The following is a 25545-nucleotide window of genomic DNA, read 5'->3' on the forward strand; positions in this document are numbered from 1 at the left end:
GTATAGACTATACTTCGGGCCTTTTACTTTACAGCTCTATGAACTGAGAGGCAAAATCGCCAAACTCAAACACCATCAGGTTGAGTAAGGTGCTCCACACAATAGCACTCCAGAGCATGTGCAGAAAAATCTGTTTGCGCGTAGCTCCAAATAAAGCAGCTACAACGGTTCCAACGATTGGTGTTAAAAGGATAGGTGTTAAGAAAGCAACTCCTGCCACACCAAAGTTTTTCCAGATCTTAATGATACGGCGGTTGCTTTTATTGAACACCGGTTTGTTTTTTGCACGGCGCCGCGCAGATATCCATTTAGAGAAGGCCCTGCCAATAATAGAGAAAATAATTACTGTGGTCATCATCCCCGCAATCGTTAATAAAACAGATTCCAGGTAAGTCAATCCCACAGTAACACCTGTCAGAGGCCCAGCAAAAAACTTAACCATACTTACCAGATACACCGACAGATACTTTAATATCTCTACCACTTCTATTCTCTCTTAAATTGTACTTTCACACAAAAAACACTCCTTACTTTATACTATACGCAATAAGCCTAGTTTAAAAGTATAAGTATATCAACAATCTATAGTTATTAACAAACTAAATCAAGCGTTTTATGGCTGCATTTGTAACCGGCCTACCCCACAATAAGTTCAGGATCAAATTTTTGGCCCAAATGCCAGGTCGCCGGCATCGCCTAAGCCAGGCACAATGTAAGACTTTTCGTTCAGCTTCTCGTCAAGCGCCCCAAGCCACACATTCGCCTCCGGAATCTCTTTTTGTATATACGCAAGTCCTTCGGGAGCGGCAATAGCAGCAGCAATATGCACCTGCACCGGCTTGCCGTGACGCAGCATTCCTTTGTAAGACTTAACCAAGGACCTTCCAGTTGCCAGCATAGGGTCAGCCAGGATCAGGATCTTGTCGTGCAGATCGGTAGAAGCCAGATACTCCATGTTGATCTGCAGTTCTGTGTTCTCCTCCTCTACACGGTAAGCGCCAACAAACGTGCTATACGCTTTATCAAAATAATTAAGCATGCCTTGGTACATAGGCAAACCCGCACGAAGTATGGTTGCCAGTACCGGCTGGTCGGCTAGTAGCAATGTTTCTGTTGTGGCCAGCGGAGTGGTTATCTCAACGGCTTTATAAGGCAGCGTTTTAGATATCTCGTAGGCCAGCAGCTCCCCGATACGCTCCAGGTTTCTGCGGAACCGCAGGCTATCGCCTTGCACGTGTATATTTCGCAGTTCTGCCACGTAGTGGTTAGCCAGCGAGGGCTTTTCGGTCAGGATATAGAGATTGCTTCTTTCCATTTTAGATACCAAGGCGTGTGTTGTCGTGATAAAGATAAATAGGTAACGGGCTCCGCACCAAAGTTAGCATAAAAATTAGCCACCGATGGTACCATACTGCCCTCAAAGTCAAGTATAATATTGTTGCCGGCAAACCGCTGTATCATGCTATCTAAAAGCAAGGTCATGGCGGCAGTGCGGCGCCCTTCTTCGCTAGCCCCCGAAAACAGAAAGATAAGCTTATCTGGCTGAAGTATAAAAAACGCGGCCACCACGGCTTCCCCTGCTTCGTTTACTACTTGCCACAGTTCTGCAGCTTTTCTGGCCTTTAAAACCTCATGAAGTTGCGCCAGTAGCCGGTAATGCTTTGCCTTTACCTCCGTCAGCTCCCTGCCTTTTGTATTCTTAAAAAGACGGATCAGCACTTCGATATTCTCCAGCGGTTTTACCTCTAAGCCACTGCGCCTGGCCTTGTTTAGCTTGTGCCGGTTTTTATAATTTTTCACCAGATCGTTGTAAGGCTGCCCCAACGGCAGGTGGTAATTGGTACGCTTACCTACTGCCAGGCCGGTGGCAGCTTCTCCAGCTTCAGTGTTGGCAGTATTTAGTTGCAGGTATACTCCTTTATACTTTGCAGGTATAAGCGCCAGGTAACTATCTATACTTTTATACTTGCTACAGGCTGTTGTAAACAAGCCCAACTGCTGTGTAAAATATGGTTGCAGCACTCCCAACTGCCCAAGGCGCCGGCCAAGCGGCAACGGAAAAACAGAAATATAATTCCCTTGCTCATCCTCCTCCACCACGGCATCCCAGCGTTTGCACACCACGTTCAGGTACCACGAGCAGGCATAGATTATTCTTTCGGCAGATGCCTCTAAGCAATTATCCCAGCTTTTTTCGTTGATCTCGTGGTGTGGCAGGTAGCGCAACATATAAGTTTGTGAGTAATCTTCCTGCTAAAGTATAAATTATACCCCGTTTATACAGAACAATAATTTTATAAAAGAGTACATTCGCACTTTAAAAGCTCCCACTTTCAGATCTTTATATGTCTAGAAGTATACTTTGTGCTGTAAGTATAGCACTACTCTCAGGTTTTGCCGCACAGGCTCAGGACACGTATGTACCCTACAACCGCGACGTTTACCATTGGATAGACCGCTATCAGATACTTTACGGTGACCAGGTGCCATCGCTGCAGACGGCAGTACACCCTTATGGCCGCCAGGACGTAGCAGACCTGGCTGAGGTAAGTGCCCGCAATGCCCGCACTGCAGTAGATGCATTTAACACACAGTACTTGCTAAACGACAACTGGAACTATACTAACCAAGAAGACAACAACAGCGACAGGCCAGTTCTAAAATACTTCTACCAGAACAAAACCGACCTGTACCACATTGAGAGCAACGACTTTACGCTGCGTGTGAACCCCGTGCTGCACTTGGAATTGGGCCACGACGGGGATGACTTAACATACGTGAACACACGAGGTGTGCAGATAGAAGGCTCTATAGATGAACGATTTGGATTTTATACTTTCATAGGCGAAAATCAAGCCCGCTTTCCGGGTTATGTAAATGACCGCATTTTGCGCGACGGAGTGGTACCACACGAGGGCTTCTGGAAAAGATTCAAAGAAAACGGATACGACTTTATTACAGCACGCGGCTATTTAAATTATGCCCTGAGCAAGCATGTAGAGATACAACTAGGCCACGACCAACATTTTATAGGTGACGGCTACCGCTCTTTGGCTTACTCCGATTATGCACCGCCTGCCTTTTTCCTGAAGCTAAACACCCGCGTTTGGAGGTTACATTATATGAACTTGTTCCAAGAGCTTATTTCAGAATTCGAGAGAGGCGGCGGCGACAAATTGCTACCAAAGAAATATATGGCGCTACACCGCCTGGGCATCAACATTACTGATAACTTTAATGTAGGAGTATTTGAGCAAGTGGTATTTGCCCGCGAGAAAGGAAAATTTGAGTTGCAATACCTTAACCCGGTAATTTTTTACAGAGCCATCGAGCAGGCCTTAGGCAGTGAAGACAACGCCATGCTGGGAGCAGATTTCCGCTGGAATATCTACAATCGCTTTCAGGTGTACGGGCAGTTGCAACTAGATGAATTCGTGCTGAATGAGGTAAAAAGCGGCAATGGCTGGTGGGCTAACAAACAGGCAGGACAGATCGGCGCTAAATATATCGACGCCTTTGGCCTGAGCAACCTGGACCTGCAGGGCGAGGTAAACCTAATCAGACCTTATACTTACCAGCATCGCAGCTCTGTTACGAATTACCAGCACTACCGCCAGCCGTTGGCACACCCTATGGGGGCAAATTTAGCCGAGTTTGTGGGTATTGTTTACTACCAGCCTATTCCGCGCCTGATGCTAACAGGGAAAGCTATTGCCACACGTTTTGGACAAGACATTGTTACCTCCTTAGATACGCTTAACTATGGCAGCAATGTATTGCTGCCATACACTACACGCGTATCTGACTATGGCAACGAAATTGGCCAGGGCATCACAACCAATCAGGTACATCTCGATTTAACAGCTACTTATCAGTTGCGCCACAACATGTTCCTGGATATCAAAGGTATAGTTCGCCGTACTGATGCGGAAGTAAATACCCTAGACCGTAATACCACCTTTGCCTCCTTCGCCTTCCGCTGGAACATACCGCAAAGACTGCACGAGTTTTAAGCTTTAGCCATAATAAGTTCAGACGAAGAGGTAGGGAAGAAATTTTCTACCTCTTTACTTTTCTACCTTTCTACCTTTAATTAAGTATCTTTGCGCCGGATTAGGCAAGACTGTCCATTTTTAACTTAAGTATAACTAAATCAGAATATTTACTGCTGCAGCTGTTGCTGTAGTTATAGTTGCAGGTTAGCCCCGGAGGCAGTGTGCAGAAGACCTAACCCCAACAAGACATACATCCATGAAGACATACCTTCGCATACTTCAGTTTGCCAAGCCTTACAGCAGGTTCGTACCGCTTTATACCATTTACACGGTGCTGGGCATCATCTTCGGTATTTTCAACTTTACCCTGATTATTCCGCTTTTGAACGTGCTTTTTGCACAGGTTGGCACCGAAGAGGCTGCAACAATGATAACACAACGCCCTGAATTTAGCTTCGACCTGAGCTTCTTTACTGATTTCTTTAACTACTACTTCGGGCAGGTAATACTGGAGCATGGTCGTGAGGGTGCTTTGCTTTTCGTGTGTGTGGTAGTAATCATCTCTATTTTCCTGGCTAACCTGTTCCGCTACCTAGCTTTCAGAATTGTGGGTGAGTTGCGGGCACACGTGGTAAAGAAAATGCGCCATGCCGTTTACCAGCGCGTAACAGAGATGCACCTGGGTTATTTTTCCAATGAGCGCAAAGGTGACCTGATGACGCGACTCACTGTGGATATCCAGGAAGTGGAAAGCTCTGTGGTGAGTACATTAACCGTTGTAGTGCGGGAGCCGATCGCTATCATAGCCTTTTTCACAGTGCTGTTTACCATGTCGGTTAAGCTTACTTTGTTTACCCTTATACTTCTGCCCCTGTCGGGTGGCGTAATTGCCGGCATTTCCAAAAGGCTAAAGCGCAAGGCACAGCAGGGCCAGGACTCGCTTAGCTTTATACTTACCATCATCGACGAGACCCTGAGTGGCATGCGTGTGATAAAAGCTTTTAATGCTGAGCCATTTATACTTAATAAATTTCATAATCAGAACGACCGATATGCCCGCATCCAGCGCTCTATTGCTCACAAACGCGATTTAGCATCTCCGTTGTCAGAGTTTCTGGGTGTAACTGTAGTGGCTGGTCTTTTATACTATGGCGGCAATCTGGTGCTTAATCAGCAGTCAGAGCTATCTCCGGCAGAGTTTATTACATACATCATCCTGTTCTCGCAGGTGCTGGTACCTGCAAAGGCTATGTCGGCCTCGTTCAGCAATATTCAGCGCGGCCTGGTTTCCGGCGACAGAGTGTTGCAAGTGATCGATACCGACCCTCAGATCAAAAACAAGCCAAACGCCAAAGAACTACCCGAGTTTAAGCATCAGATCGAGTTTATTGATGTAAACTTTGGCTACGGCAACAAAACAGTACTAAAGGACATTAACTTCACCATTGAGAAAGGTAAGACAGTGGCATTGGTTGGTCCATCGGGTGGCGGTAAATCTACACTAGCCGATCTGATACCTCGCTTCTATGATCCAACTGCAGGCGCCATACTTATAGATGGACATGATATCCGCAACTATACTATGGAGTCAGTGCGTGATAAGATGGGAGTGGTAACGCAGGAGTCTATACTTTTCAACGACACGATCTTCAGCAACATCGCCTTTAACAAGACCGATGCCACCATGGAGGAGGTAATCGCTGCTGCCAAAATTGCCAATGCCCACGATTTTATCATGAACACCGAAAACGGCTACGAGACTGTGATCGGCGACAGAGGCAGTAAACTTTCCGGTGGACAGCGACAGCGCCTAAGTATAGCCCGTGCCATACTTAAAAACCCTCCGATCCTTATACTTGACGAAGCTACCTCTGCTCTGGACACGGAGTCGGAGAAGCTGGTACAAGAGGCGCTAACAAACTTGATGAAGAACAGAACTTCTATCGTGATCGCGCACAGATTGAGTACTATTCAGCACGCAGATGAAATCCTGGTGTTGCAGGAAGGCCGCATTATTGAGCGAGGCACACATGAGGAATTGCAGCAACACAGCGGATTGTATGCTAAACTGACACAGATGCAGCTCACAGCATAACGGATAAATAGCATTATTTACAAACCAACAGTGAGCATATCAATGAATTAAGGGCATCGGTTACAAAATAACCATATTTTATTTGTAGCTTTAAGAGAACATGTTGTTGTACTAAAAATTCTACTTTAACATGAGAGCACTTAAAGCCACACTGGGGTTTCTTATACTCGTGTATGTTATCTTTACAGCATTGCTGCTTACGGCAATTCTTAACGAGCACACCATCTTCAACATTCGAACCGAAGAGCAGATCTTAACCATGTATAAAGCTTTGGTCGCCATCGGAGGTGTGCTGATGCTGGCCAGGCTACTGGTAACAAGGCTATACATTGCAGACATGAAGTATGACCGGCACATGGCGCAGCTAAAGATTAACGAACTGAAAGCTGACCTGTACGAGAAACGCCAGGCATTCCGAAGCAACAGTTATAAAGAAAGAGCCTCAGAGCCTGAAGTAGAATATTTAAAACAAGCATGACCGCTAAAACCATATTGGCAGAACTAACGCAGGCACAGGAAGTGCTTAGCGCCTTTTTATCAGACTCTAAAAACATTGCCGCCATTGAACTGGCAGCCGACGCCATGGCAGCATCGGTGCAGCAGGGCGGCAAAATCTTAAGCTGCGGCAACGGCGGCTCTATGTGCGATGCCATGCATTTTGCCGAAGAACTTACCGGCCGCTACCGCGAGGACCGCAAAGCCATCCCCGCCATCTCTATCTCAGACGTAAGCCACATGAGCTGTGTGGGCAACGATTATGGATATGAGTATGTATTCTCTCGTTACTTAGAGGCTTTGGGCAATAGCGGCGATGTGCTGTTAGCCATCAGCACCAGCGGTAACTCCGGCAACGTGCTAAAAGCAGCAGAGGCTGCCAAGGCTAAAGGCATGAAGGTAGTAGGCTTAACAGGCAAAGACGGTGGCAAACTTGCTCCGCTTTGCGATGTAGAGATACGTGTGCCGCACTTCGGCTTTGCAGATCGTGTGCAGGAAATTCACATTAAGGTCATTCACATACTTATACTTTTGCTGGAGCAGAAGTTAACATAGCAGATCATACAAAAGCTATACATCATTAGGAGAAGCCACGGTTAGTACCGTGGCTTTTTGACTTGTATGATAAAAGCTACTTACCGTTGTTTTCCAAAACTTATACCTATTATGCATTCTTTTATACTTTTAAAGTATAAACCGGAATTAAATGCAGGCACAGGGTGTTCCGCATCAAATTATATTCCTAATAGAACATGTTGATCAAAACGTACGGAAGTGCCGTTCAGGGCGTAAACGCCTATACTATTACCATCGAAGTAAATGTAAGCGCAGGAACAAAGTATACTTTAGTAGGCCTCCCGGACAACGCAGTTAAAGAGGGTGAACTCCGCATTGAGTCTGCGCTAAAGCAGTACGGTTATAAAGTGCCGCGCCAGAAGGTAGTGATCAATATGGCTCCCGCTGATATCCGGAAAGAAGGCTCAGCCTACGATCTGCCCATCGCCATGGGCTTACTGGCAGCTTCCGGGCAAATCAAACCTGACAGAGTCTCGCAATACATGATCATGGGCGAACTGTCGCTGGATGGTTCGCTTAGGCCAATAAAAGGAGTGCTGCCTATTGCCATACAAGCCCGCAAAGAGGGCTTTAAAGGCATTATACTTCCGGCACAGAATGCGCAGGAGGCGGCTATCGTAAATAACCTTGATGTAATTGGTGTTGCCAATATTTTGGAAGCAATTGAGTTTTTAGATGAGCACCGCAACATAGAACCGCTTGTTATCGATACCCGTGAGGTATTTCAAAATACCGTGGACCAATATGCTGCTGATTTTGCCGATGTGCAGGGGCAGGAGAACATAAAGCGCGCTCTGGAGATTGCTGCGGCTGGCGGCCACAATGTGATCATGATCGGCCCTCCGGGTGCAGGTAAAACCATGCTGGCCAAGCGCCTGCCTTCGGTGCTTCCTCCGCTGTCTATGCACGAGGCGCTGGAAACAACTAAGATACACTCTGTAGCAGGCAAATTAGGCGAAGCTGCCTCTCTGCTAACTACACGCCCTTACCGTTCGCCACACCATACTATATCGGATGTAGCTTTAGTTGGGGGTGGCAGTATCCCTCAACCCGGAGAGATTTCGCTGGCACACAACGGCGTACTTTTTCTCGACGAGCTGCCGGAGTTTAAGCGCACCGTGCTGGAGGTAATGCGGCAGCCACTAGAGGAGCGTCGTGTAACCATCTCCAGAGCCAAAACCACTCTAGATTTTCCGGCAAACTTCATGCTGATTGCAAGTATGAACCCGTGCCCCTGTGGCTACTACAACCATCCGGAGAAAGAATGTGTATGCGGCCCCGGTGTAGTACAGCGTTACCTGAACAAAGTTAGTGGCCCGCTGCTAGACCGCATAGACCTGCACGTAGAAGTTACGCCTGTTACGTTTGATGAAATGACAGCTACCCGCAAGTCAGAAGAGAGCGCTACAGTACGAGAGCGTGTGGTACAGGCCCGGGAAAGACAGACACACCGTTTCAAGGAGGTTCCGCAGATACATTCTAATGCTATGATGCCCTCGCAAATGGTAAAAGAAGTTTGCCAGATAAATGATGCCGGTCGCACCTTGCTAAAGACGGCTATGGAACGATTGGGTCTCTCAGCCAGAGCCTACGACCGTATACTTAAAGTTAGTCGCACCATTGCCGATTTAGCCGACAGCCCTGAAATAAAAATTGAACATTTAGCAGAGGCCATTCAATACAGGAGCCTTGACAGAGAAGGCTGGGCAGGATAAAACACTAGTTACCAAACAACTGTTAAATAACTATTTACACATATCAAGCGGCCTTTTGAGCCGCTTTTTTGTTTACTTTACTTATCAAAGCCTCCGTTCAACGCGCAGAATCGTCAACTATAAAATTGCACTCCATTTCATACCCGCACGTATAGCTTCATGGCTTTGGCCTTTACATTTTTAGTTGTAAAGCACCAAAGCCGCTATTTTTAACTAATGTGTTGAATCATGAAAAAGACTATATTATTATTTGTATTTGCTATAGTAACAACATTAACTGCACAAGCACAAATGCAGGCACCTGGTGTGGGCATCAGGGCTGGTGCAAACTATTCCGGCTTCTCCGGCGATGATGCAGACAATCTGGATAGGATGTTTGGCTTTCATGCAGGCTTGACCTCACAGTTTTACTTAACCAGCGACAACTTCTTTGCCATACAGCCAGAGCTACTGTTCTCCACAAAGGGAGCTGAGTCTAAAGACGATACTTTCAAGTATAAAATAAGCTATTTGGATGTGCCCGTGCTGGCACGTATTAATGCCGGTCCGCTATATTTTGAAGGTGGCCCACAAGCCTCTTTCAGAATTGGCGGCGACATAGAGTCTAATAACGTGAACATTGACGATGACCTTGATCAATTTAAGAGAACCAGCTTTGGCTATGCTGCTGGCATAGGCCTGGCCGCTACTTCACTCGGTTTAAGTATAGGTGTACGTTATAATGGCGATATTTCAAAACTAAATGAAAACGATAACGTTTCAGATGCAAGAAACGACGTTTTCATGTTGACCCTTGCCTACATGTTCTCAGGCAGATAGCGATGAACTGTCTTTAGTATAAAATATAAACTATGGAATGGAAAAGCCCTGCCCTAGCAGGGCTTTTCTCTTTTTGCCAGATAAGATTATATTATCTGTTCCACCCGCTGCCACCCCATTATAGTATCCTCTAAACAGAGCTTTTATATTTAGATTAAAAATATTTATGCTAACTATATAGATTTACACTATACTTTTGGCCTACTTGTTGCTATGGGTGTATCTGCATGCGAAGAGGCTTTAGACACTAAAATTCTAGTATTCTAGATTTCAACTGTTTACAGCATCAACTAAAAATTTGTACTAAAATTTAAACCTTAAAGTATCTTATTAACCGTATACTGCTCGTTTAACAGAGCGTAACAAACAATTTATGATTATGAAGAAGTTATTATTTGTATTCGTTTTTGCACTTTCAGGTATCTCGGTTGCCCAGGCGCAGTCGTTTGGTGTCCGTGGTGGTGCTAATATTTCTAACTTGTCTGGCGACCTTCGCGACGAGAGCAGATTTGAAAATAAAGTAGGTTTCCATGCAGGTGCCATACTTAACTTCGGTATCGTTGATGACTTTTTCTCTATCCAGCCAGAGTTACTGTACTCTGTAAAAGGATTTAAGAACAGCGACGAAGTTTATACTACCGTTCTGCTGCAGCAGAGAAGACGAGAAGGCAAAGTAAATTACAATTACCTTGACCTACCTGTACTGGCCAAAATTAAGGCTGGTCCATTATACTTTGAAGCAGGCCCGCAGGCTAGTTATTTATTGAGCGTAAACAACGAAACCAAAACCTACGACGGCAACGGCAACCTGATTACCAGCACCCGCGATGAGAAGAGCAAAGAAGGTATCACTGAGTTTGAGTTAGGCTATGCTGCTGGTATTGGTTTAGCCTCTAGAAATGGTATCAGCTTTGGTGTGCGTTACAACGGAAGCTTAACTGATTTTGCCAAAGATGCTCCGTCAGATTACTTTGATGGAGATCTTGCCAATGCAAGACATTCTACAATTATGGTTACAGTAGGCTTCTTATTACCATCAGCTAAGTAACACAAGTATAACCTAACACAATTGCCGGCCTTATCAAGTATAAGGCCGGCAATTTTATTTTAACTGGAGATAGCCAACAATTTTATAGCCGGTTTAGTAAAACATAGTGCCGTACCCCATAACCTCTAGCACTATGAAAAAGACATTACTCCTCCTGTTACTTATACTTTCTGCAATACAACTGGCACAAGCCCAGTATGCACGTTTTGGCGCCAAGGCTGGAGGTGGCTACACCAGAATGTATGGCGACGATAGTTCATCGGATGTGATCAATTCCTTACCGGGCTTTCATGTGGGACTTATAGGCAGCTATGAGTTTGTATCTAGCCTGGCACTGCAGGCTGAACTGCTTTATGAGCAAAAAGGCCTCACTTACGACGGCTACCCTATCAGCACCTCCGAGGCCCTGATTGATGACCAACGGCTGCACTACATTACGTTGCCGGTTTTAGCCAAACTACAGAAGGGCGGTTTTTTTGTGGAGGCTGGGCCCTATGTCGGTTATCTAATTGAAGAGACCACAAAAGTAAACATTATAGACCAGGCCAGTGTAAACGATCCGAATCCTGTTATACTTGGTGAATATGGTTTTGAAATGAGTGACTTTGAGCGCTGGGACTACGGCTACAGAATTGGGTTGGGCATTCAACTGGAAAGTGGCTTTTTTATGAGTGTACACAACACAGGCGGCCTTAGATCATTCTCGAAACAATTAGACCAGAAGAACCTCGGGTTTATGCTAAGCGTGGGATACATGCTGGCCCCTCGCCTGCCATAGGCAACAAAAAAGCCCGCTTTAACAGCGGGCTTTTTTGTTGTTATACTTATACTTGCTATTTCTTCTACTTGCTATTTCTTCATCTCAGCAAAGTGCTTGTAAAACATCGGTATTGTCTCGATGCCTTTCATGTAGTTAAAAATACCAAAGTGTTCATTTGGCGAGTGTATCGCATCAGAATCTAACCCGAATCCCATCAGCACAGAGTCTAAGCCTAGCTCAGACTTAAACATTGCCACAATCGGAATAGAACCACCGCTGCGTACCGGAACAGGCTTCACGCCAAAGGTATCTTCATAAGCTTTGGCGGCAGCCTGGTAAGCCACAGAATCAGTGGGTGTAACAACCGGCTCACCACCATGGTGCGGCTTTACCTCTACCTTCACACTTTTTGGTGCTATACTTTCGAAGTGCTTCTTAAATTTCGCTGTGATCTCTTCAGAAGTCTGGTCAGGCACCAGACGCATAGAAATTTTAGCATAGGCCTTTGAGGCAATAACTGTTTTGGCACCCTCGCCGGTATAACCACCCCATATACCATTCACATCAAGTGTAGGGCGGATAGAGTTACGCTCCATGGTTGAGTAGCCGGCTTCGCCGTGCACATCACCTAAGTCCAGCGCTTTTTTATACTTATCCAGATCAAAAGGTGCACGGGCCATTTCTGCACGCTCCTCCTGGCTTAGCTCCTGCACATTGTCATAGAAACCAGGTATGGTAATGTGGTTATTCTCGTCATGTAAAGAGGCAATCATCTGGCAAAGTATGTTGATCGGGTTTGCCACAGCACCACCGTACAAGCCGGAGTGCAGGTCGCGGTTTGGTCCTGTTACTTCTACCTCTACGTAGCTCAGGCCACGCAAACCAGCCGTAATAGAAGGCGTGTCATTGCCCAGCATACCTGTATCTGAGATCAGGATCACATCGCCGGTTAACCTGTCTTTGTTCTCTTTAACAAAAGTAGCAAGGTTTACAGAGCCTACTTCCTCCTCGCCTTCGATCATAAACTTCACGTTGCAGGTTAGTGTGCCTGTCTGCATCATGGTTTCAAAGGCTTTTACGTGCATATACATCTGGCCTTTGTCGTCGCAGGCGCCGCGCGCGTAAATCTTCCCGTCTTTTATTACCGGCTCAAACGGAGGCGAAGTCCAAAGTTCGTACGGGTCTGCTGGCTGCACATCATAGTGGCCGTACACAATTACCGTTGGCAGGCTTGGGTCTACTATCTTCTCGCCGTATACTACAGGGTTTCCGGCTGTTTCTACCAGCTCTACGTTGTCTGCACCGGCATCTATCAGTCGCTGCTTCACAAACTCTGCTGTGCGCATTACATCCTGCTTAAACTTTGGGTCGGCGCTTACAGAAGGTATGCGCAGCATATCCAGCAACTCGTCTACAAAACGGTCTTTGTTCTTGTTGATATATTGGTTTACCATAGCTAGTGGTTACGTTTTGGTTCTGACTTAAAGTTACAAAAAAAAGCCACCCTTGTATGTAAGGATGGCTTTTTAGCATATCGTTAAAGTATAACTCTTATTTTTTTCGGCCTATACCGATGTTGGCTTTGCTTTCTTCGCCGGCTATCAGGCGGTTTATGTTTTTGCGGTGCGTTAAAACCACTACGGCAAAAAGCACAAATCCGAAGATGATCAGGATCGGGTTATCCGGGTGAAAGCGAGGATGTAGCAGCAACAGCATCGGGAAAGCAAGTGCTGCGATCATAGAGCCAAGCGATACGTAGCGCGAGGTAAACAGCACGATCACGAAGATCACCATACACACCAGCGCCACTTCCGGCTGCACCGCCAGCATCATACCTAATAAGGTAGCTACGCCTTTACCGCCTTTAAAACGCTCATACACCGGGAAAATGTGACCAACTACCGCCAAAGCACCAAAGATCAACTGGAAGATAACGAGGTTATTTGCAGGTATGGCATCAAAAATAACCAACAGCCCCGCTAGGGAGGTTGCAGCCCAGCCTTTAAAGATATCGATCAGCATTACAATGGTTCCCGGCTTTTTGCCCAACACCCTGAAGGTGTTGGTGGCACCGGAGTTTCCACTACCGTGCTTTCTGATATCAATACCATAGTAGGCCTTGCCTAACCATACAGCCGTGGAAATAGAACCAATAAGATACGCAACTACGGCTAAAACCGCTATTAACAGAAAATCCATGTGTAATCTAATCTTTATCCCTAATTAGGGTGCCCTTGTAACTGCAAACTATATATTTTTAGTTCACGCAGTGCTTCGGCAGAAACAAGCCCAAATATAGCTAAAACTTAATTTAAACTCCAAAAATCAAGCTTTATACAATCGTATACGCGGTGCTTATAGCTCCTGGTTATTGGTTATTGCTGCCCTCTTCTTCAATGGGGTCACCTTTGCCCTTCTTGCGCTTCTTCTTCTTTTCCTTACCCGTATCTTCCTCTTCGGCAAAATTTACATTGTTTACTGGCTCGCTGGATGGCTGTCCCGTCGCAATTTTAAATCCGTCTTCACCGTTCAAATAGTTTTTACGGAAGTGCTCCAGGAATGTATTCTTATCAATGTCACTGCCTTCGTAAACTCCGTAGCTAGAAGTAGATCCTCTACTGCCCTTCGACTTTGACCTAACCTGCTTGTTCAGTTTTTCGTCGGCAGAGGCAATTGTTAAGGAATTCTCCAGGAAGCTAATGTAATACCACGAATAAGGGTTTGCCTGTAAGTATAAATTTACTGCCGGTTCGCCGTTCATGTCCTGTCTTACTTCAAGGTAACCATTTAGTTGTGCGTTAATGTCTTCTTTCAGCATGCTGGCCACGCTTATCTTGCCCACACTGTACCATGCCTTCAATTCATTAGACCAACGCAGGTCCGCTTTATTTATAACTAGGCTACGGATTAATTTCTTCGATAGCTTAGGCAGCGGAACATACTCTATACTTGCACCATAGTCTCTCGCTCCCTTATCACCGATAAATTCGGCAAGCTTATACATGGTGGCATCACTCTTATCAAGTGCTTCGCCTGCTCCTCCTACATTTTCTTTTAAAGAGGAGGCCATTGTATTTAGGATGTTCGGGTGTGCAGATAGGTCAAAGGCCATAAAAGCATCTAACTTATAACGGCTGCTATCCACATTGGCATCGCCACTACCAGAAGCTTCTACATTGAAGTTCTTCATTGGTTTAACCAGGTTCATCTTACCCTCAAACCTAACTGTGTTGGAAGCTTCGTTGTAGAGTAGCAGGTTGCCTTCATAAGACCCTTCGTAGGCACGGCCCTCTCTGCCCATCTTAAACTCTGTTTTCTCTTTGTTATAAGATAGCAGTCCGTCCACTGTAAAAAGATCAAGATCTTCGGGAGCCTGTTTTTTAGATACGAAAGTGTTGTACAGCTTAGAGCTTCCTACTGCAATGTGCAAACCAGTGTGAAGCGGCGTACCATCGGCAGCTTTAGGCTTTGTGATCGGGATACGTACGTTAGCCGGGTTAAGCGAGTCCTTCTTGTATGAGAACCAGTCAGAATCGGCCGGGTTACCAGTAAAGTTAAGCTTCAGGTCGCCGTCGAAATCGAAGTGCTCTTTTGGTGCATGCATTACAATCTTGCCGCGGTACAGGATTCTCGGGAAGATGTAGAACTGGCTCTTTTCATCTGCCTGCGCCTCAGCGAAAGTAAAGATCGGCTTCTTCTTCTCGCGCGGATTGCCATACACATAGTTCGTGAAGGTCAGCTTAAATGAGTCGGAGGCAGCGTTGAAATAATCATGTACAGCGGTTCCCTTGAAAGCCTTCCGCGATAGCACATCAATGTTACCTGCATATAATTTGTGGTACTGCTGCAGCGTATCGGCGATGATACGTGAATTGCGAAGTGTTTTGATGGTAGCATCGGCAGCAACGGCCACTTTACCACTATCCGGCACTACCCAGGCATCACCAACGGTAATGTATGGTACACCGCCGGCAAGTATCGTATTTGCTTTCAGGTCATACTCTCCGCTGGCTGCTGCAAACTGCAGTCCCTCCTGCTGCGGATGCTGCGAGTAGAACCAGTTCTTGTTGCCGCTTTCGTCGGCCTTGAGGCTTACACGCTGTTTGTTCATGTCCCAGCGGGCACTGCTCATAGATGTTTTATACTGCGCCTTCGGGAATTCTATACTTGCGGCTCCTTTTACCTCACTTTCAAAATCCACGATACCCTTTACAAGGTCGTATTCAAAGGCCATGTCCTGGGCTTTGATGGCAGGTCTACCGGCCACGTCTGATTTTGCGATCATGGTGGCGTGGTTACCGCTCAGGTTGCGCTGCTTAAAGTGAAGTTCTGCAGAGGTTACGTTTGCAACAGGGTTATCTACCACACCGGCTCCGTACAGGCCGCCCGGCGACAGTTTAGCCACACCTTTAAAAGAGAACTCCTCCTTGTACACCTTCATCGGCTCTTTTTGCGTTTTGATGTACATGGTATCGGCCTGTGGAAGCCAATTCATCTGGAAATCAGACACCTTGGCAACAGGGAATTTGGTGCCACCCAGTGTTTCTTCGGCTATCACGGCAGATTTGCCCGCTTTTGTGATTACCGCATTCTTATAGTAAGTATAAACAGGAGCCTGTAGCGTGGCTGTGAGATAAGTTAGCTTTCCTTTGCTTTGAATACCACTGGAGCTCATCATGATAGTATCGTAAGCCATGCCCTTGCCTCCGAATGCTGCTAATCCTTTTGCGCCTGGCTGGTAATAAAAGCCCAGTGTCTCGTCCGGCATCATGATCAGCTTCGTTTTGATTGGCGGGAAAATGCCTCCGGAGTTAAAAGTACCGTCAAAGCCAATCGTGTTCTTGCCCGAGGCTAAACTATCAAGCTTAAACGGTGGCATATCAAAGTATACTGTGCTGTCGTAAGCGCCGCCGGCTACGTCTGGCCTGGCAAAGGCTACCTGTGCTCCCACCGGCGCGTCAAACTTAGGGTAATCGGCAAAGTAGTCTTTCCCGGATTTGTTGTTTGGCTTGTTGATGTAGAGTTTACCTGTTATTGACCCGTTCTTACCTGTCAACACCTGGTCTGTTACCTCGCCACCCTGCGCCCTGCGCTTTCTCGACATCAGGGCTACTGTATCCAACTGGGTAAGGTCAATAGAAAACTCATCGTAGTTGAACTTGAACTTAGAGCCTTTAAACGCGAGACTGCTGGCAAATACCTGCCCATCAAATTCTATATCGCGGTTTTTAAGTATATGTACCTCGCTTTTGCGTGGCATAATGTACACAGCGGCTGTATCGTTGTTAAAGGTGATTTTCTCCACACCCCGTACCGTCAGCTTGTTGTCAGCCAGATTCAGCGTTGCGTTTCGGCCTGATGGCACTATTGATTTTATAACAAGATGATCGTAATCGTTGAGATTGCGCGAAGAACGTACGTAATGCCAGGCCTTCTCCTTGATCTCGATGTAGCCAGAAGCCGGATCATAATTAATGTAGCCGGCGTGCTGCATGGCCAGTGCTGCCTCGTTTATAGCTTTCTCGCTAAGTTTGGTTGACCTGGCTACCTCTGACACAAAGAAAGTATTGCTTTTAGCTTTGGCAGCATAGCCTACTAATACCTGCAAAGGATGGAAAGGCGCTATGCCCACCAGCTGCTGATAGCGGTTGTTAGAGTAATAATGCGACGACTCTATTTGCACCGGCACCAGTGCCTTGGAGTTGATGATGGAGAAGTCGATATCCTGCGAACGAAGGTCCCAGTGCAGTCTCTCTGCTGTAATTTCCAGCTTATGATAAGTATCGTAGAACGGCGTGCGTGCGTAAGGACCTTTGTCTTTAGTTAGTGTGAGGGTTTGCTTTGGCTTGGAAAAGCGCAGCTGCATGGCCGGATGCGTGAGCGAGTCTTTTTGCTGGTAAATTGCCACAGACGCACGGTTAGCCATTATCAGCGAATCATTTATCGTATAGTTTCGTGCCATGGAGCGGAATTTGCGCTCGCCGGCATGCGATACCACGATCTCTGAAAGGCTGTTATCAAGAGGTCTGCTGCCCAGCAAATTGCCCTGCATGGAGAAACCACCAGTGTAAACGATATTCTCGCCTAGGGTTTTTAGCTTGGCATCGTTTGTAAAGGATGAGAACTTTGGATAAGGGTACTCACTTGTTTTGCGCTTCCCACTGATCCACTCCATGGCACCTTCTACCGGCGAAGCCAGTACAGACGGGTAAGTTACCGTTACATCCGGGGCCTTAAAACCTGAAAATGAAGTGTTAAAGCTATACTTCCTGATCTCGGCAGAAGCTGGTGCTCCGTCTGCTGTCCAATCAAAAGTGCCGCCCTCGCCAACAAACATGTTGCTGGCAAGCATCAGCTCTCCGTTGGTTTTCTTTATACCTGTAGAGTCCCAGGGGGTAACAAAAGTGAGGTTTACATTCTCCAGCTTAAGTACCGGTCCGCTAACTTTTGGTTGAGCAGGTATAAACTGGCGCTTCAGGCTTTCCTTTCTATTCTTTTCGGCTTTTTTCTTGTCCTCTTTTTTAGGTGTTGGTGTAACAGTGCCCCAGCCATCATCTTCAATTACTTCGCCTTTATCGTTTACTTCATCATCCCAGGATGTTCCCCAGGCGTCTTCAGCTTTCTCATCGGTTGCTTTACTGGCACCTTCATAGGCAAAGCTAAAGCTGCCGCCAGAGGTATTTAACCTGTAGTAGGTATTTTGGTAAATGCGGTTGGTTTTCAGAAAGAGGCTGGCTGCATGCAAAAACGTTTCCAAGTGTTTGCCGTCTTCGTTTTGCACGGCTTTGGCTGTTACATTCAGCATGTCGTCGAGCTGTTTGCCGCGCATGTTCTGGTTGTTTACCCCGGCCGTAACCATGGTAAAAAAGTTCTCCATGTGCGGGTTTACACGCATGCGCTTGCGGTATAGTCCTTGTGCAATGTCGATGATCTCCTTTTGCTGCTTTGTTGTAAGCGTGCCACCGTTCCAGACAGCTTCCAGATCAGCGCCAAGCTTTTCGGCATTCGTCGCTTTACCAGTCACTAACATCGCTTTCACATCCGCCACAAATTCAGCAGGCTTATCCGAGATTTTGGACTGAGCCTGCGCCACCACTATCGATAAAAATAAGAAAAAGGGTAAAAGTCTATGCCTCATAGGAGTAAGGTTAAGGTTAGCTTGCTTTAAAAATTGCCGACACCCAGTTGTTTTTAACCCGGTGCGAAGTATAGTCCAGTCCAAGTTCAGATGCGCGTTCCTGTATCATCGGGAGGTCTTCAGTATAAAATCCGCTTAGCAGCAGCCAGCCCTGCGGTGCCAGTACAGCTTTATAAGCCGGCATGTCTTCTAATAGAACGTTTCTGTTGATGTTGGCTAGTATAATATCGTAAGGTTTATCTCCTGCTATAGTCTCAGCGCCGCCCAAACGCACATCGATACTTGCGTAGTTATTCAGTTCAGCGTTTTCGCGGGCGTTTTCTACGGTCCAGTCTTCTATTTCTACAGCTACGATCTCAGAAGCGCCTAGTTCGCCGGCCATAATTGCCAGAATACCAGTACCGCAACCCATATCCAGCACGCGTTTGCTCTGATGGTCCAGCGTCAGCTGGTTCTCGATCATGAGCGTAGTGGTTTCGTGGTGGCCCGTACCAAACGACATTTTCGGGTTAATTACAATATCATACTTGGCATTAGCCGGCTTCTCATGAAAAGAGGCTCTTACTGAGACCTGGTCTCCAATAAACAGCGGTTCGAAATTGCGCTCCCACTCCTCATTCCAGTTCTGGCGCTCTATTTTTTGCACAGCGTATTCTACCTGCGCAAAATCAGCATAACGCTCCAGCACCTCCTGCAGCGCCTCCTCTGAAAACTTGTCTTCGTCTATGTAGGCACTAAAGCCATCTTCTGTCTCTACAAAAGCGTCAAAGCCTAGCTCTCCCAGCTCGGCGGTAAATATGTCCGCGAAATCCGCGTTTACTTTGAGGGTTACTTCTATAAAATCCATATATGTGTTATTCGCGGCATGTGGCAAACGACCGCACATTAGTATAATGCACGCTAAAGTCTGCAAAGTTGCGGTTGTCGGTTACATAAAGTATGTGGTCGGCAAACGCCTTATTAGGGGTAAGATACCAAATTGCCGTAGCATCGGCAAACAGTTTATTGTTCTCCCGGTACACGATCATGTTGGCAAAAGCCTCCTCTTCGTTCAGATAAACAGTATAAGCTGCAGTATTTTTATACTTTGGGTCGCGCTCCAGGTACACTGCACCGTATATCTTGCAATAATCGCGGGCAACAGCTGCTTTTTTAGCCTCTGCAGGAGCCGCTTTCGGTGTTAAAAACATCGGCGCCAGAGCCAACCAGAATGTAATCAGAATTTGCATACTTCAAAGTTACTTAATTTAGCTTTATACGCTACAAAAAAGGCTGCCAACTATTTACGCTGGCAGCCTCTCTGTTTACTTTATTTCCTTTCTTAGAAGGACTTAATGATATCTGTAAAGTCGCGTGATTTAAGTGAGGCACCACCGATCAAACCGCCATCAACATCTGGCTGCGCGAAAAGCTCCTGGGCGTTACTCGGGTTGCAGCTGCCACCGTAAAGTATGCTGGTGTTGTGTGCTGCCTCTGCATCAAACATGCGCGATAGCTGCTCACGAATGTACGCGTGCATCTCCTGTGCCTGCTGGCTGCTGGCTGTGCGGCCTGTGCCAATTGCCCAGATCGGCTCGTAGGCTACCGTTACCTGGTCAAATTCTTCGTTGCTCAGGTAAGAAAGGCTATCGTGCAGCTGCTTGCCTACATACTCAAAATGACGATCTGCATCGCGCTCTTCCAAAGGCTCACCGCAGCAGAAGATCGGCTTTATACCTTGGGCAATGGCTGCTTTTAGTTTTTTATACAGTGTCTGGGCATCTTCGTGGTGGTACATGCGGCGCTCACTGTGGCCAATGATCACATACTCTGTACCCACAGACTTCAGCATACTTGCCGACACCTCACCGGTGAATGCGCCGCTGTCGTGCTCACTTATGTTCTGGGCAGCCAGGTGCATCAGGTCGTTGCCTTGCGTTAGTTTGCCCACGCTTTGCAGGAACGGAAACGGAGGAGCCACGATCACGGTCACATCGCCGTTTACTTCGTCTCTCACCATGTTGTCGATCTCCGACACAAGCGAAAGCGCCTCCTCGTAAGTTTTATTCATTTTCCAGTTTCCTGCAACTATACGTTTTCTCATGTTCTATACTTTGATGTTTGTTTTTATTTGAATTCAGGTACGGCAAGTTAGTAAATTATGGTTTATACTTTCTTCTATACTTTGTAGCAGACGCAGACCAACCACCCCTGCCCCTCCTTAACCAAGGAGGGGAGCTTGATACTACTGCTTCTTCTGTCATCACCATAGTACTTACTTTTCTCTTTCATTCTATAAAGATATAGTGTGAAGAAAGATTAAACTGGAGCAACAGCGTTTATACTTTTGCTAAAATAAAGCTAGAATTCCCCTCCTTAGTTAAGGAGGGGCTGGGGTGGTTTGACCCGGTACTGCAGAAAAAGCAAAAGCCGCTGCAACTATATGTGCAGCGGCTTTTTATACTTATACTTTATACTTCAACTACAACCTGGTCTTTAGAAATCTGGCGGTATGGTTATCTTCCAATTTAGCCATATCCTCTGGTGTACCTTCAAACAGCAGGTGACCACCATTTATACCACCTTCCGGCCCAAGATCTATGATCCAGTCAGCAGATTTGATGATGTCCATGTTGTGCTCGATAATAACAACGGTGTTACCATTCTCGATCAGGGCATTAATAGAAGTTAATAACTTGCTGATATCGTGGAAGTGCAGGCCTGTGCTTGGCTCATCGAAGATAAATAGGATGTTCTCCTGGTGTGGCTGTGCGCCTTTAGTCAGGAACGATGCCAGCTTTACACGTTGCGCCTCACCACCTGAAAGTGTATTGCTCGACTGCCCCAAGCGGATATAGCCCAAACCAACATCATTCAGCGGCTTCAGTTTATCCACAATTTTATTCTGATCGGCGAAGAATTGAATACTATCGGCAATGGTCATGTCCAGTACTTCAGAGATGCTTTTCTCTTTATACTTTACATCCAGCACATCCTGCTTAAAGCGTTGGCCGTGACAGCTCTCGCAGGTCAGGAAGATATCAGCCATAAACTGCATCTCAATCTTTACCTGCCCTTCGCCCTGGCATACTTCGCAGCGGCCACCTTCTATGTTGAAAGAAAAATGTGATGGCTTAAACCCACGTGATTTTGCCAGCGGCTGATCAGCGTAAAGCGTACGGATGGCATCATAAGCCTTTACATACGTTACCGGGTTAGAGCGCGAAGACTTACCGATCGGATTCTGATCCACGAACTCTACGTGCTCTATCTTACCATAATCACCAGCCAGTTTATCAAACTTACCGGTAGCCTCGGATGATGAACCGTGCAGCTTTTGCATAGCCGGAGCCAAAATCTTTTTAATCAGCGTTGACTTACCCGAACCACTCACACCAGTTACTACCGTCATCACGCCTAGCGGCACTTTCACGCTTAGGTTTTTCAGGTTATTCTCACGAGCACCTATGATCTCGATCGCATTGCGCCACTTACGGCGCTGCACCGGCACCGGCACCTCCATTTTACCAGAGAGATACTTTGCAGTATAAGTATCGGCACTTTTGGTCATCTCCTCAAAAGAACCCTGGAACATCAGGTTACCACCTCCCGAACCGGCCTCAGGCCCGATATCGATCAACTGATCGGCAGCACGCATCATCTCTTCTTCGTGCTCCACCACAATTACAGTGTTACCCAGTTGCTGCAGCGTGCGCAACACACTGACCAACTGTTCTGAGTCTTTTGGGTGCAGGCCTATACTTGGCTCATCCAGAATATACATAGATCCCACCAAAGCACTACCTAATGAAGTAGCCAAACTGATACGCTGACTCTCGCCACCGGAAAGTGTGTTGGAAAGGCGGTTAAGTGTTAGATAACCCAAGCCAACACGCACCAGGTAACCTAGTCGGTTGGTCACTTCCGTTACAAGGCGCTCTGCCACTTTATGGTCGTGCTCCGATATCTCGAGGTTCTGGAAAAAGGCTAGCACCTGCGTAATCGGCATTAGCACTAGATCAGTTATACTTTTGCCATTTACTTTTACATAGCTGGCATCTTTGCGCAAACGTGAGCCTTTGCAATCAGGGCAGGTGGTGCGGCCACGGTAACGCGACAGCATAACACGGTACTGAATTTTGTGTGTTTGCTGCTGCACATACTTAAAGAAATCGTTCAGGCCCTCAAAGTACTTGTTACCGGTCCAGAGCAGTTCCTGCTCTGCCTCCGACAGTTCATTGTATGGCCTGTGAATCGGGAAGTCGAAACGGATGCCGTTCTTGAGCAGTGGCTGCAGCCACTCGTTCATTTTATCAGAACGCCATGGCGCTACTGCTCCTTCATAAACTGTAAGACTTTTGTCTGGTATAACCAGGTCAGGATCTATGCCTAGTACGCTTCCAAAGCCTTCGCAGGTTTGGCAGGCACCGTAAGGGTTGTTAAAGCTGAAGAAGTTTACCGACGGCTCTTCGAACAAAATGCCGTCCAGCTCAAATTTATCCGAAAACACACGCTCCTGCTCATCGCCATACTTTAAACGACACTCGCCGTGTCCTTCAAAAAAGGCAGTCTGTACCGAATCGGCAATCCTGAACTGCAGGTCCTCGTCTGATTTGTAGATAACGGCACGATCAATCAGGATATATACTTCCTTGCCCAGATTCGGCTTTTTCTCTTCCAACAGCTCCTCAATAAAGTATACCTGCCCATTGGCATAAACCCTGGAGTAACCCTTCTGTAGTAGCAGGTCTAGCTCTTTAGCCAAAGTACGCTCCTTGTGCTGTAGCAGCGGCGCCAGTATCATAACACGGGCCTCATCCTCCAGCGAAAAAATAAAGTCTACCACATCAGCCACAGAATCTTTCTGCACCACCTCTCCCGAAATCGGGGAGTAGGTTTTACCAATTCGTGCATAAAGCAGCTTCAGGTAATCATAGATCTCGGTGCTGGTGCCAACGGTAGAGCGGTTGTTTTTTATACTTACCTTTTGCTCAATGGCAATAGCCGGACTAATGCCTTTTATGTAATCTACATCCGGCTTATCCATGCGGCCCAGGAACTGGCGGGCGTAAGAGCTAAGGCTTTCCACGTACATGCGTTGCCCTTCGGCATACAGTGTATCAAAGGCCAGCGATGATTTACCAGAGCCGGAAAGGCCTGTTACAACAATAAATTTGTTACGCGGCAGGGCCACGCTCAGGTTTTTCAGGTTATGTACCCGCGCACCTTTAATGATGATGTGCTGGCGCGCGTCGAGTTCGTCTAAGTTATAATCAGGAATATTTGCCATAAAAGCACTGGCCGTAACAGCAGGAGTTTGTACTGCTTTACTTGCCTTTTTCTCTTTAGATAATTTTGTAAAGTTACAAATAGCTGCTCTCTTTTTGAAAGAGTTTCTGTGCCCTGCGCAAAATGACTGTCATAGCTAAGATAACCCGTTTATGAAGTGAGAGAAGCATCTTTTTGTAACAGCCGCCGCTGTAAAAAGGTTTAGGAATTTCTCTTCATTTCAGTTCTGCTTGTACTATAATAACACAAGCCCTCTACTATAGTAGCTATTCACCAAAAAGCCAGCATTAATATTAACAGGATAGCATATAACTCGTACACACCTATATAGCCGCTGCATATGTTTGGATGCCACAAGGCTGTGCCGTTAAACTTATAGTAATTTAAGACACACTTTGCCTGGCAGCCATCATAGTACCAGGTTCCGTTACCCTTCCTGGACTGTGCGCAGCCACGACCTTATATCTTGCTTTAGGACTCCCACCCTATCTCTAAGGCATATCGCCCCCATTATCCCTATACCATGGATATGCAGCTGATGCTATGTAAGAAAGAGAGAGAATTAAAGACAATTGCTATGAAAAAATTTACAAGTATACTATACAGCACACTTCTTATGCTTTTCTGCAGTTATATACCACTGCAGACACAGGCACAAAGTAACAACCTGGGAGAAATGGATTGCATGTACATTTCTCCGGACGGTTGCTTTGCGGTGGGATATGTTAGCGTAACACCAAGTACTAATAGCCCAGGCAATTCCAACAAAGTCAAACTCTATGATGTAGAGTTGTTTTTCCAAGATGTTTGCGGCGTTATAACAGAGATAAGGATTCCTCAATCGCAAGGAAAACCTTTTGTAATTACAGACGCTGAAATTACCGCCACCTTAGATACCAGGATTATTCAGGTAAATGCTAATGCGTTCGATAATAACGGTTCTTTAAAGCTTACAATTGAGTTTGATAATAACCAAAAGGAGAAAGTTGAAATAATATTTGCTGAGTCATTGAATTGCGGCATTATTGAGCCACTAGCTGTTGAACTCACCAGCTTTAAAGGCATTGCCACAAAAAGCGGCGTTAACCTGAAATGGGAAACTGCCAGCGAAGAAAACAACAGCCATTTTGAGGTAGAACGCAGTGCAGATGGAAAAGCTTATGAGCAAATAGCTAAGATAAATGGCCACGGCAACTCCAACATTGCCCAGAAGTATAGCTTTGTGGATGTAAGTTCGATGCAAGGCACAAATTACTATAGACTAAAGCAGGTAGACTACGATGGCAAATTTGCTTACTCCAACACAATTGCGGTGGAAAACACCCTGGCAAGTGCTATGCAGGTAACCATGTCGCCGAACCCGTGCCGAAACGGAGATTGCGAAGTACTGATCAGGAACAGCAACCGGGGCACAAGAAGCACTTTGCTGGAACTAAAGGATATGTCGGGTAAAGTAGTGCTTACAAAAGTGGTGCAGCCAGGAGCCGTGAGGCTAACGCCAGAGGAGGTAAGAAACTACAAAGGCCTGTTTATACTTACTGCTACCTCAGGTAATGAGGTAGTACACCAACGGGTAGTGCTGGAGTAGTATATGTTGGTACACCCGCCTGTATACTTAATGCGTATGGATGTTATA

General features: G+C 46.3%; 19 protein-coding genes. 9 read left to right on the plus strand and 10 right to left on the minus strand.

Annotated elements, in window-relative coordinates:
• Window positions 1–28 precede the first annotated feature (28 nt).
• The 3 genes from H8S84_RS17690 to H8S84_RS17700 form a co-directional block, all read right to left on the minus strand.
• A complete protein-coding gene (locus H8S84_RS17690) occupies window positions 29–442 on the minus strand; it encodes a hypothetical protein (protein ID WP_230407248.1) in 414 nt (137 codons plus the stop codon).
• A 216-nt stretch (window positions 443–658) separates the two neighbouring features.
• Window positions 659–1315, minus strand: a complete 657-nt coding sequence (gene upp / locus H8S84_RS17695) for a uracil phosphoribosyltransferase (RefSeq protein WP_187068716.1) — start codon at window positions 1313–1315, stop codon at window positions 659–661.
• Entirely contained in the window at window positions 1288–2229 is a 942-nt protein-coding gene (locus H8S84_RS17700) for a GNAT family N-acetyltransferase (RefSeq protein ID WP_187068717.1), read from the minus strand. Before H8S84_RS17700 ends, upp begins: the two co-directional genes overlap by 28 nt.
• A gap of 116 nt (window positions 2230–2345) precedes the next feature.
• Between H8S84_RS17700 and H8S84_RS17705 the strand changes: the two genes are divergently transcribed.
• The 8 genes from H8S84_RS17705 to H8S84_RS17740 all read left to right on the plus strand — a co-directional run bounded on the left by H8S84_RS17705 (window position 2346) and on the right by H8S84_RS17740 (window position 11521).
• Window positions 2346–4013: a hypothetical protein gene (locus H8S84_RS17705; RefSeq protein ID WP_187068718.1), complete on the plus strand. Its 1668-nt coding sequence runs from the start codon at window positions 2346–2348 to the stop codon at window positions 4011–4013.
• A gap of 238 nt (window positions 4014–4251) precedes the next feature.
• Window positions 4252–6090 (plus strand): ABC transporter ATP-binding protein, encoded by a 1839-nt coding sequence (locus H8S84_RS17710; RefSeq protein WP_187068719.1) that lies wholly within the window; start codon window positions 4252–4254, stop codon window positions 6088–6090.
• Window positions 6091–6220: 130 nt separating this feature from the next.
• Window positions 6221–6568 (plus strand): hypothetical protein, encoded by a 348-nt coding sequence (locus H8S84_RS17715; protein ID WP_187068720.1) that lies wholly within the window; start codon window positions 6221–6223, stop codon window positions 6566–6568.
• Complete coding sequence (lpcA, locus tag H8S84_RS17720) at window positions 6565–7140, plus strand: D-sedoheptulose 7-phosphate isomerase (RefSeq protein ID WP_187068721.1); 576 nt, start codon at window positions 6565–6567, stop codon at window positions 7138–7140. Before H8S84_RS17715 ends, lpcA begins: the two co-directional genes overlap by 4 nt.
• Window positions 7141–7337: 197 nt before the next feature.
• The gene (locus H8S84_RS17725; protein WP_187068722.1) at window positions 7338–8876 is read left to right on the plus strand and encodes a YifB family Mg chelatase-like AAA ATPase; all 1539 of its coding nucleotides are present in this window, start codon (window positions 7338–7340) and stop codon (window positions 8874–8876) included.
• Between the two features lie 228 nt (window positions 8877–9104).
• Window positions 9105–9695 carry a porin family protein gene (locus tag H8S84_RS17730; protein ID WP_187068723.1) on the plus strand — a complete coding sequence of 197 codons (591 nt, stop codon included), beginning with the start codon at window positions 9105–9107 and terminating at the stop codon, window positions 9693–9695.
• A 379-nt stretch (window positions 9696–10074) separates the two neighbouring features.
• Window positions 10075–10743: a porin family protein gene (locus H8S84_RS17735; RefSeq protein WP_187068724.1), complete on the plus strand. Its 669-nt coding sequence runs from the start codon at window positions 10075–10077 to the stop codon at window positions 10741–10743.
• Between the two features lie 133 nt (window positions 10744–10876).
• Window positions 10877–11521, plus strand: a complete 645-nt coding sequence (locus H8S84_RS17740) for a porin family protein (RefSeq protein ID WP_187068725.1) — start codon at window positions 10877–10879, stop codon at window positions 11519–11521.
• A 71-nt stretch (window positions 11522–11592) separates the two neighbouring features.
• Here H8S84_RS17740 and H8S84_RS17745 read toward each other — a convergent pair whose 3' ends face one another.
• From H8S84_RS17745 to uvrA, 7 genes are all read right to left on the minus strand, one after another.
• Window positions 11593–12957 carry a dipeptidase gene (locus tag H8S84_RS17745; protein ID WP_187068726.1) on the minus strand — a complete coding sequence of 455 codons (1365 nt, stop codon included), beginning with the start codon at window positions 12955–12957 and terminating at the stop codon, window positions 11593–11595.
• A gap of 97 nt (window positions 12958–13054) precedes the next feature.
• Window positions 13055–13702: a glycerol-3-phosphate 1-O-acyltransferase PlsY gene (gene plsY / locus H8S84_RS17750; protein ID WP_187068727.1), complete on the minus strand. Its 648-nt coding sequence runs from the start codon at window positions 13700–13702 to the stop codon at window positions 13055–13057.
• Window positions 13703–13871: 169 nt separating this feature from the next.
• Complete coding sequence (locus H8S84_RS17755) at window positions 13872–18641, minus strand: hypothetical protein (RefSeq protein WP_187068728.1); 4770 nt, start codon at window positions 18639–18641, stop codon at window positions 13872–13874.
• Between the two features lie 16 nt (window positions 18642–18657).
• Window positions 18658–19488: a 50S ribosomal protein L11 methyltransferase gene (prmA, locus tag H8S84_RS17760; protein ID WP_187068729.1), complete on the minus strand. Its 831-nt coding sequence runs from the start codon at window positions 19486–19488 to the stop codon at window positions 18658–18660.
• 7 nt (window positions 19489–19495) lie between these two features.
• Window positions 19496–19870 (minus strand): hypothetical protein, encoded by a 375-nt coding sequence (locus H8S84_RS17765; RefSeq protein ID WP_187068730.1) that lies wholly within the window; start codon window positions 19868–19870, stop codon window positions 19496–19498.
• A 92-nt stretch (window positions 19871–19962) separates the two neighbouring features.
• Window positions 19963–20724 (minus strand): triose-phosphate isomerase, encoded by a 762-nt coding sequence (tpiA, locus tag H8S84_RS17770; protein ID WP_187068731.1) that lies wholly within the window; start codon window positions 20722–20724, stop codon window positions 19963–19965.
• A gap of 378 nt (window positions 20725–21102) precedes the next feature.
• A complete protein-coding gene (gene uvrA, locus H8S84_RS17775; RefSeq protein WP_187068732.1) occupies window positions 21103–23910 on the minus strand; it encodes an excinuclease ABC subunit UvrA in 2808 nt (935 codons plus the stop codon).
• Between the two features lie 576 nt (window positions 23911–24486).
• Here uvrA and H8S84_RS17780 point away from each other — a divergent pair.
• Entirely contained in the window at window positions 24487–25497 is a 1011-nt protein-coding gene (locus H8S84_RS17780; protein ID WP_187068733.1) for a hypothetical protein, read from the plus strand.
• Window positions 25498–25545: the final 48 nt, after the last annotated feature.

Source organism: Pontibacter cellulosilyticus (assembly GCF_014306105.1).
Lineage (GTDB): Bacteria > Bacteroidota > Bacteroidia > Cytophagales > Hymenobacteraceae > Pontibacter > Pontibacter cellulosilyticus.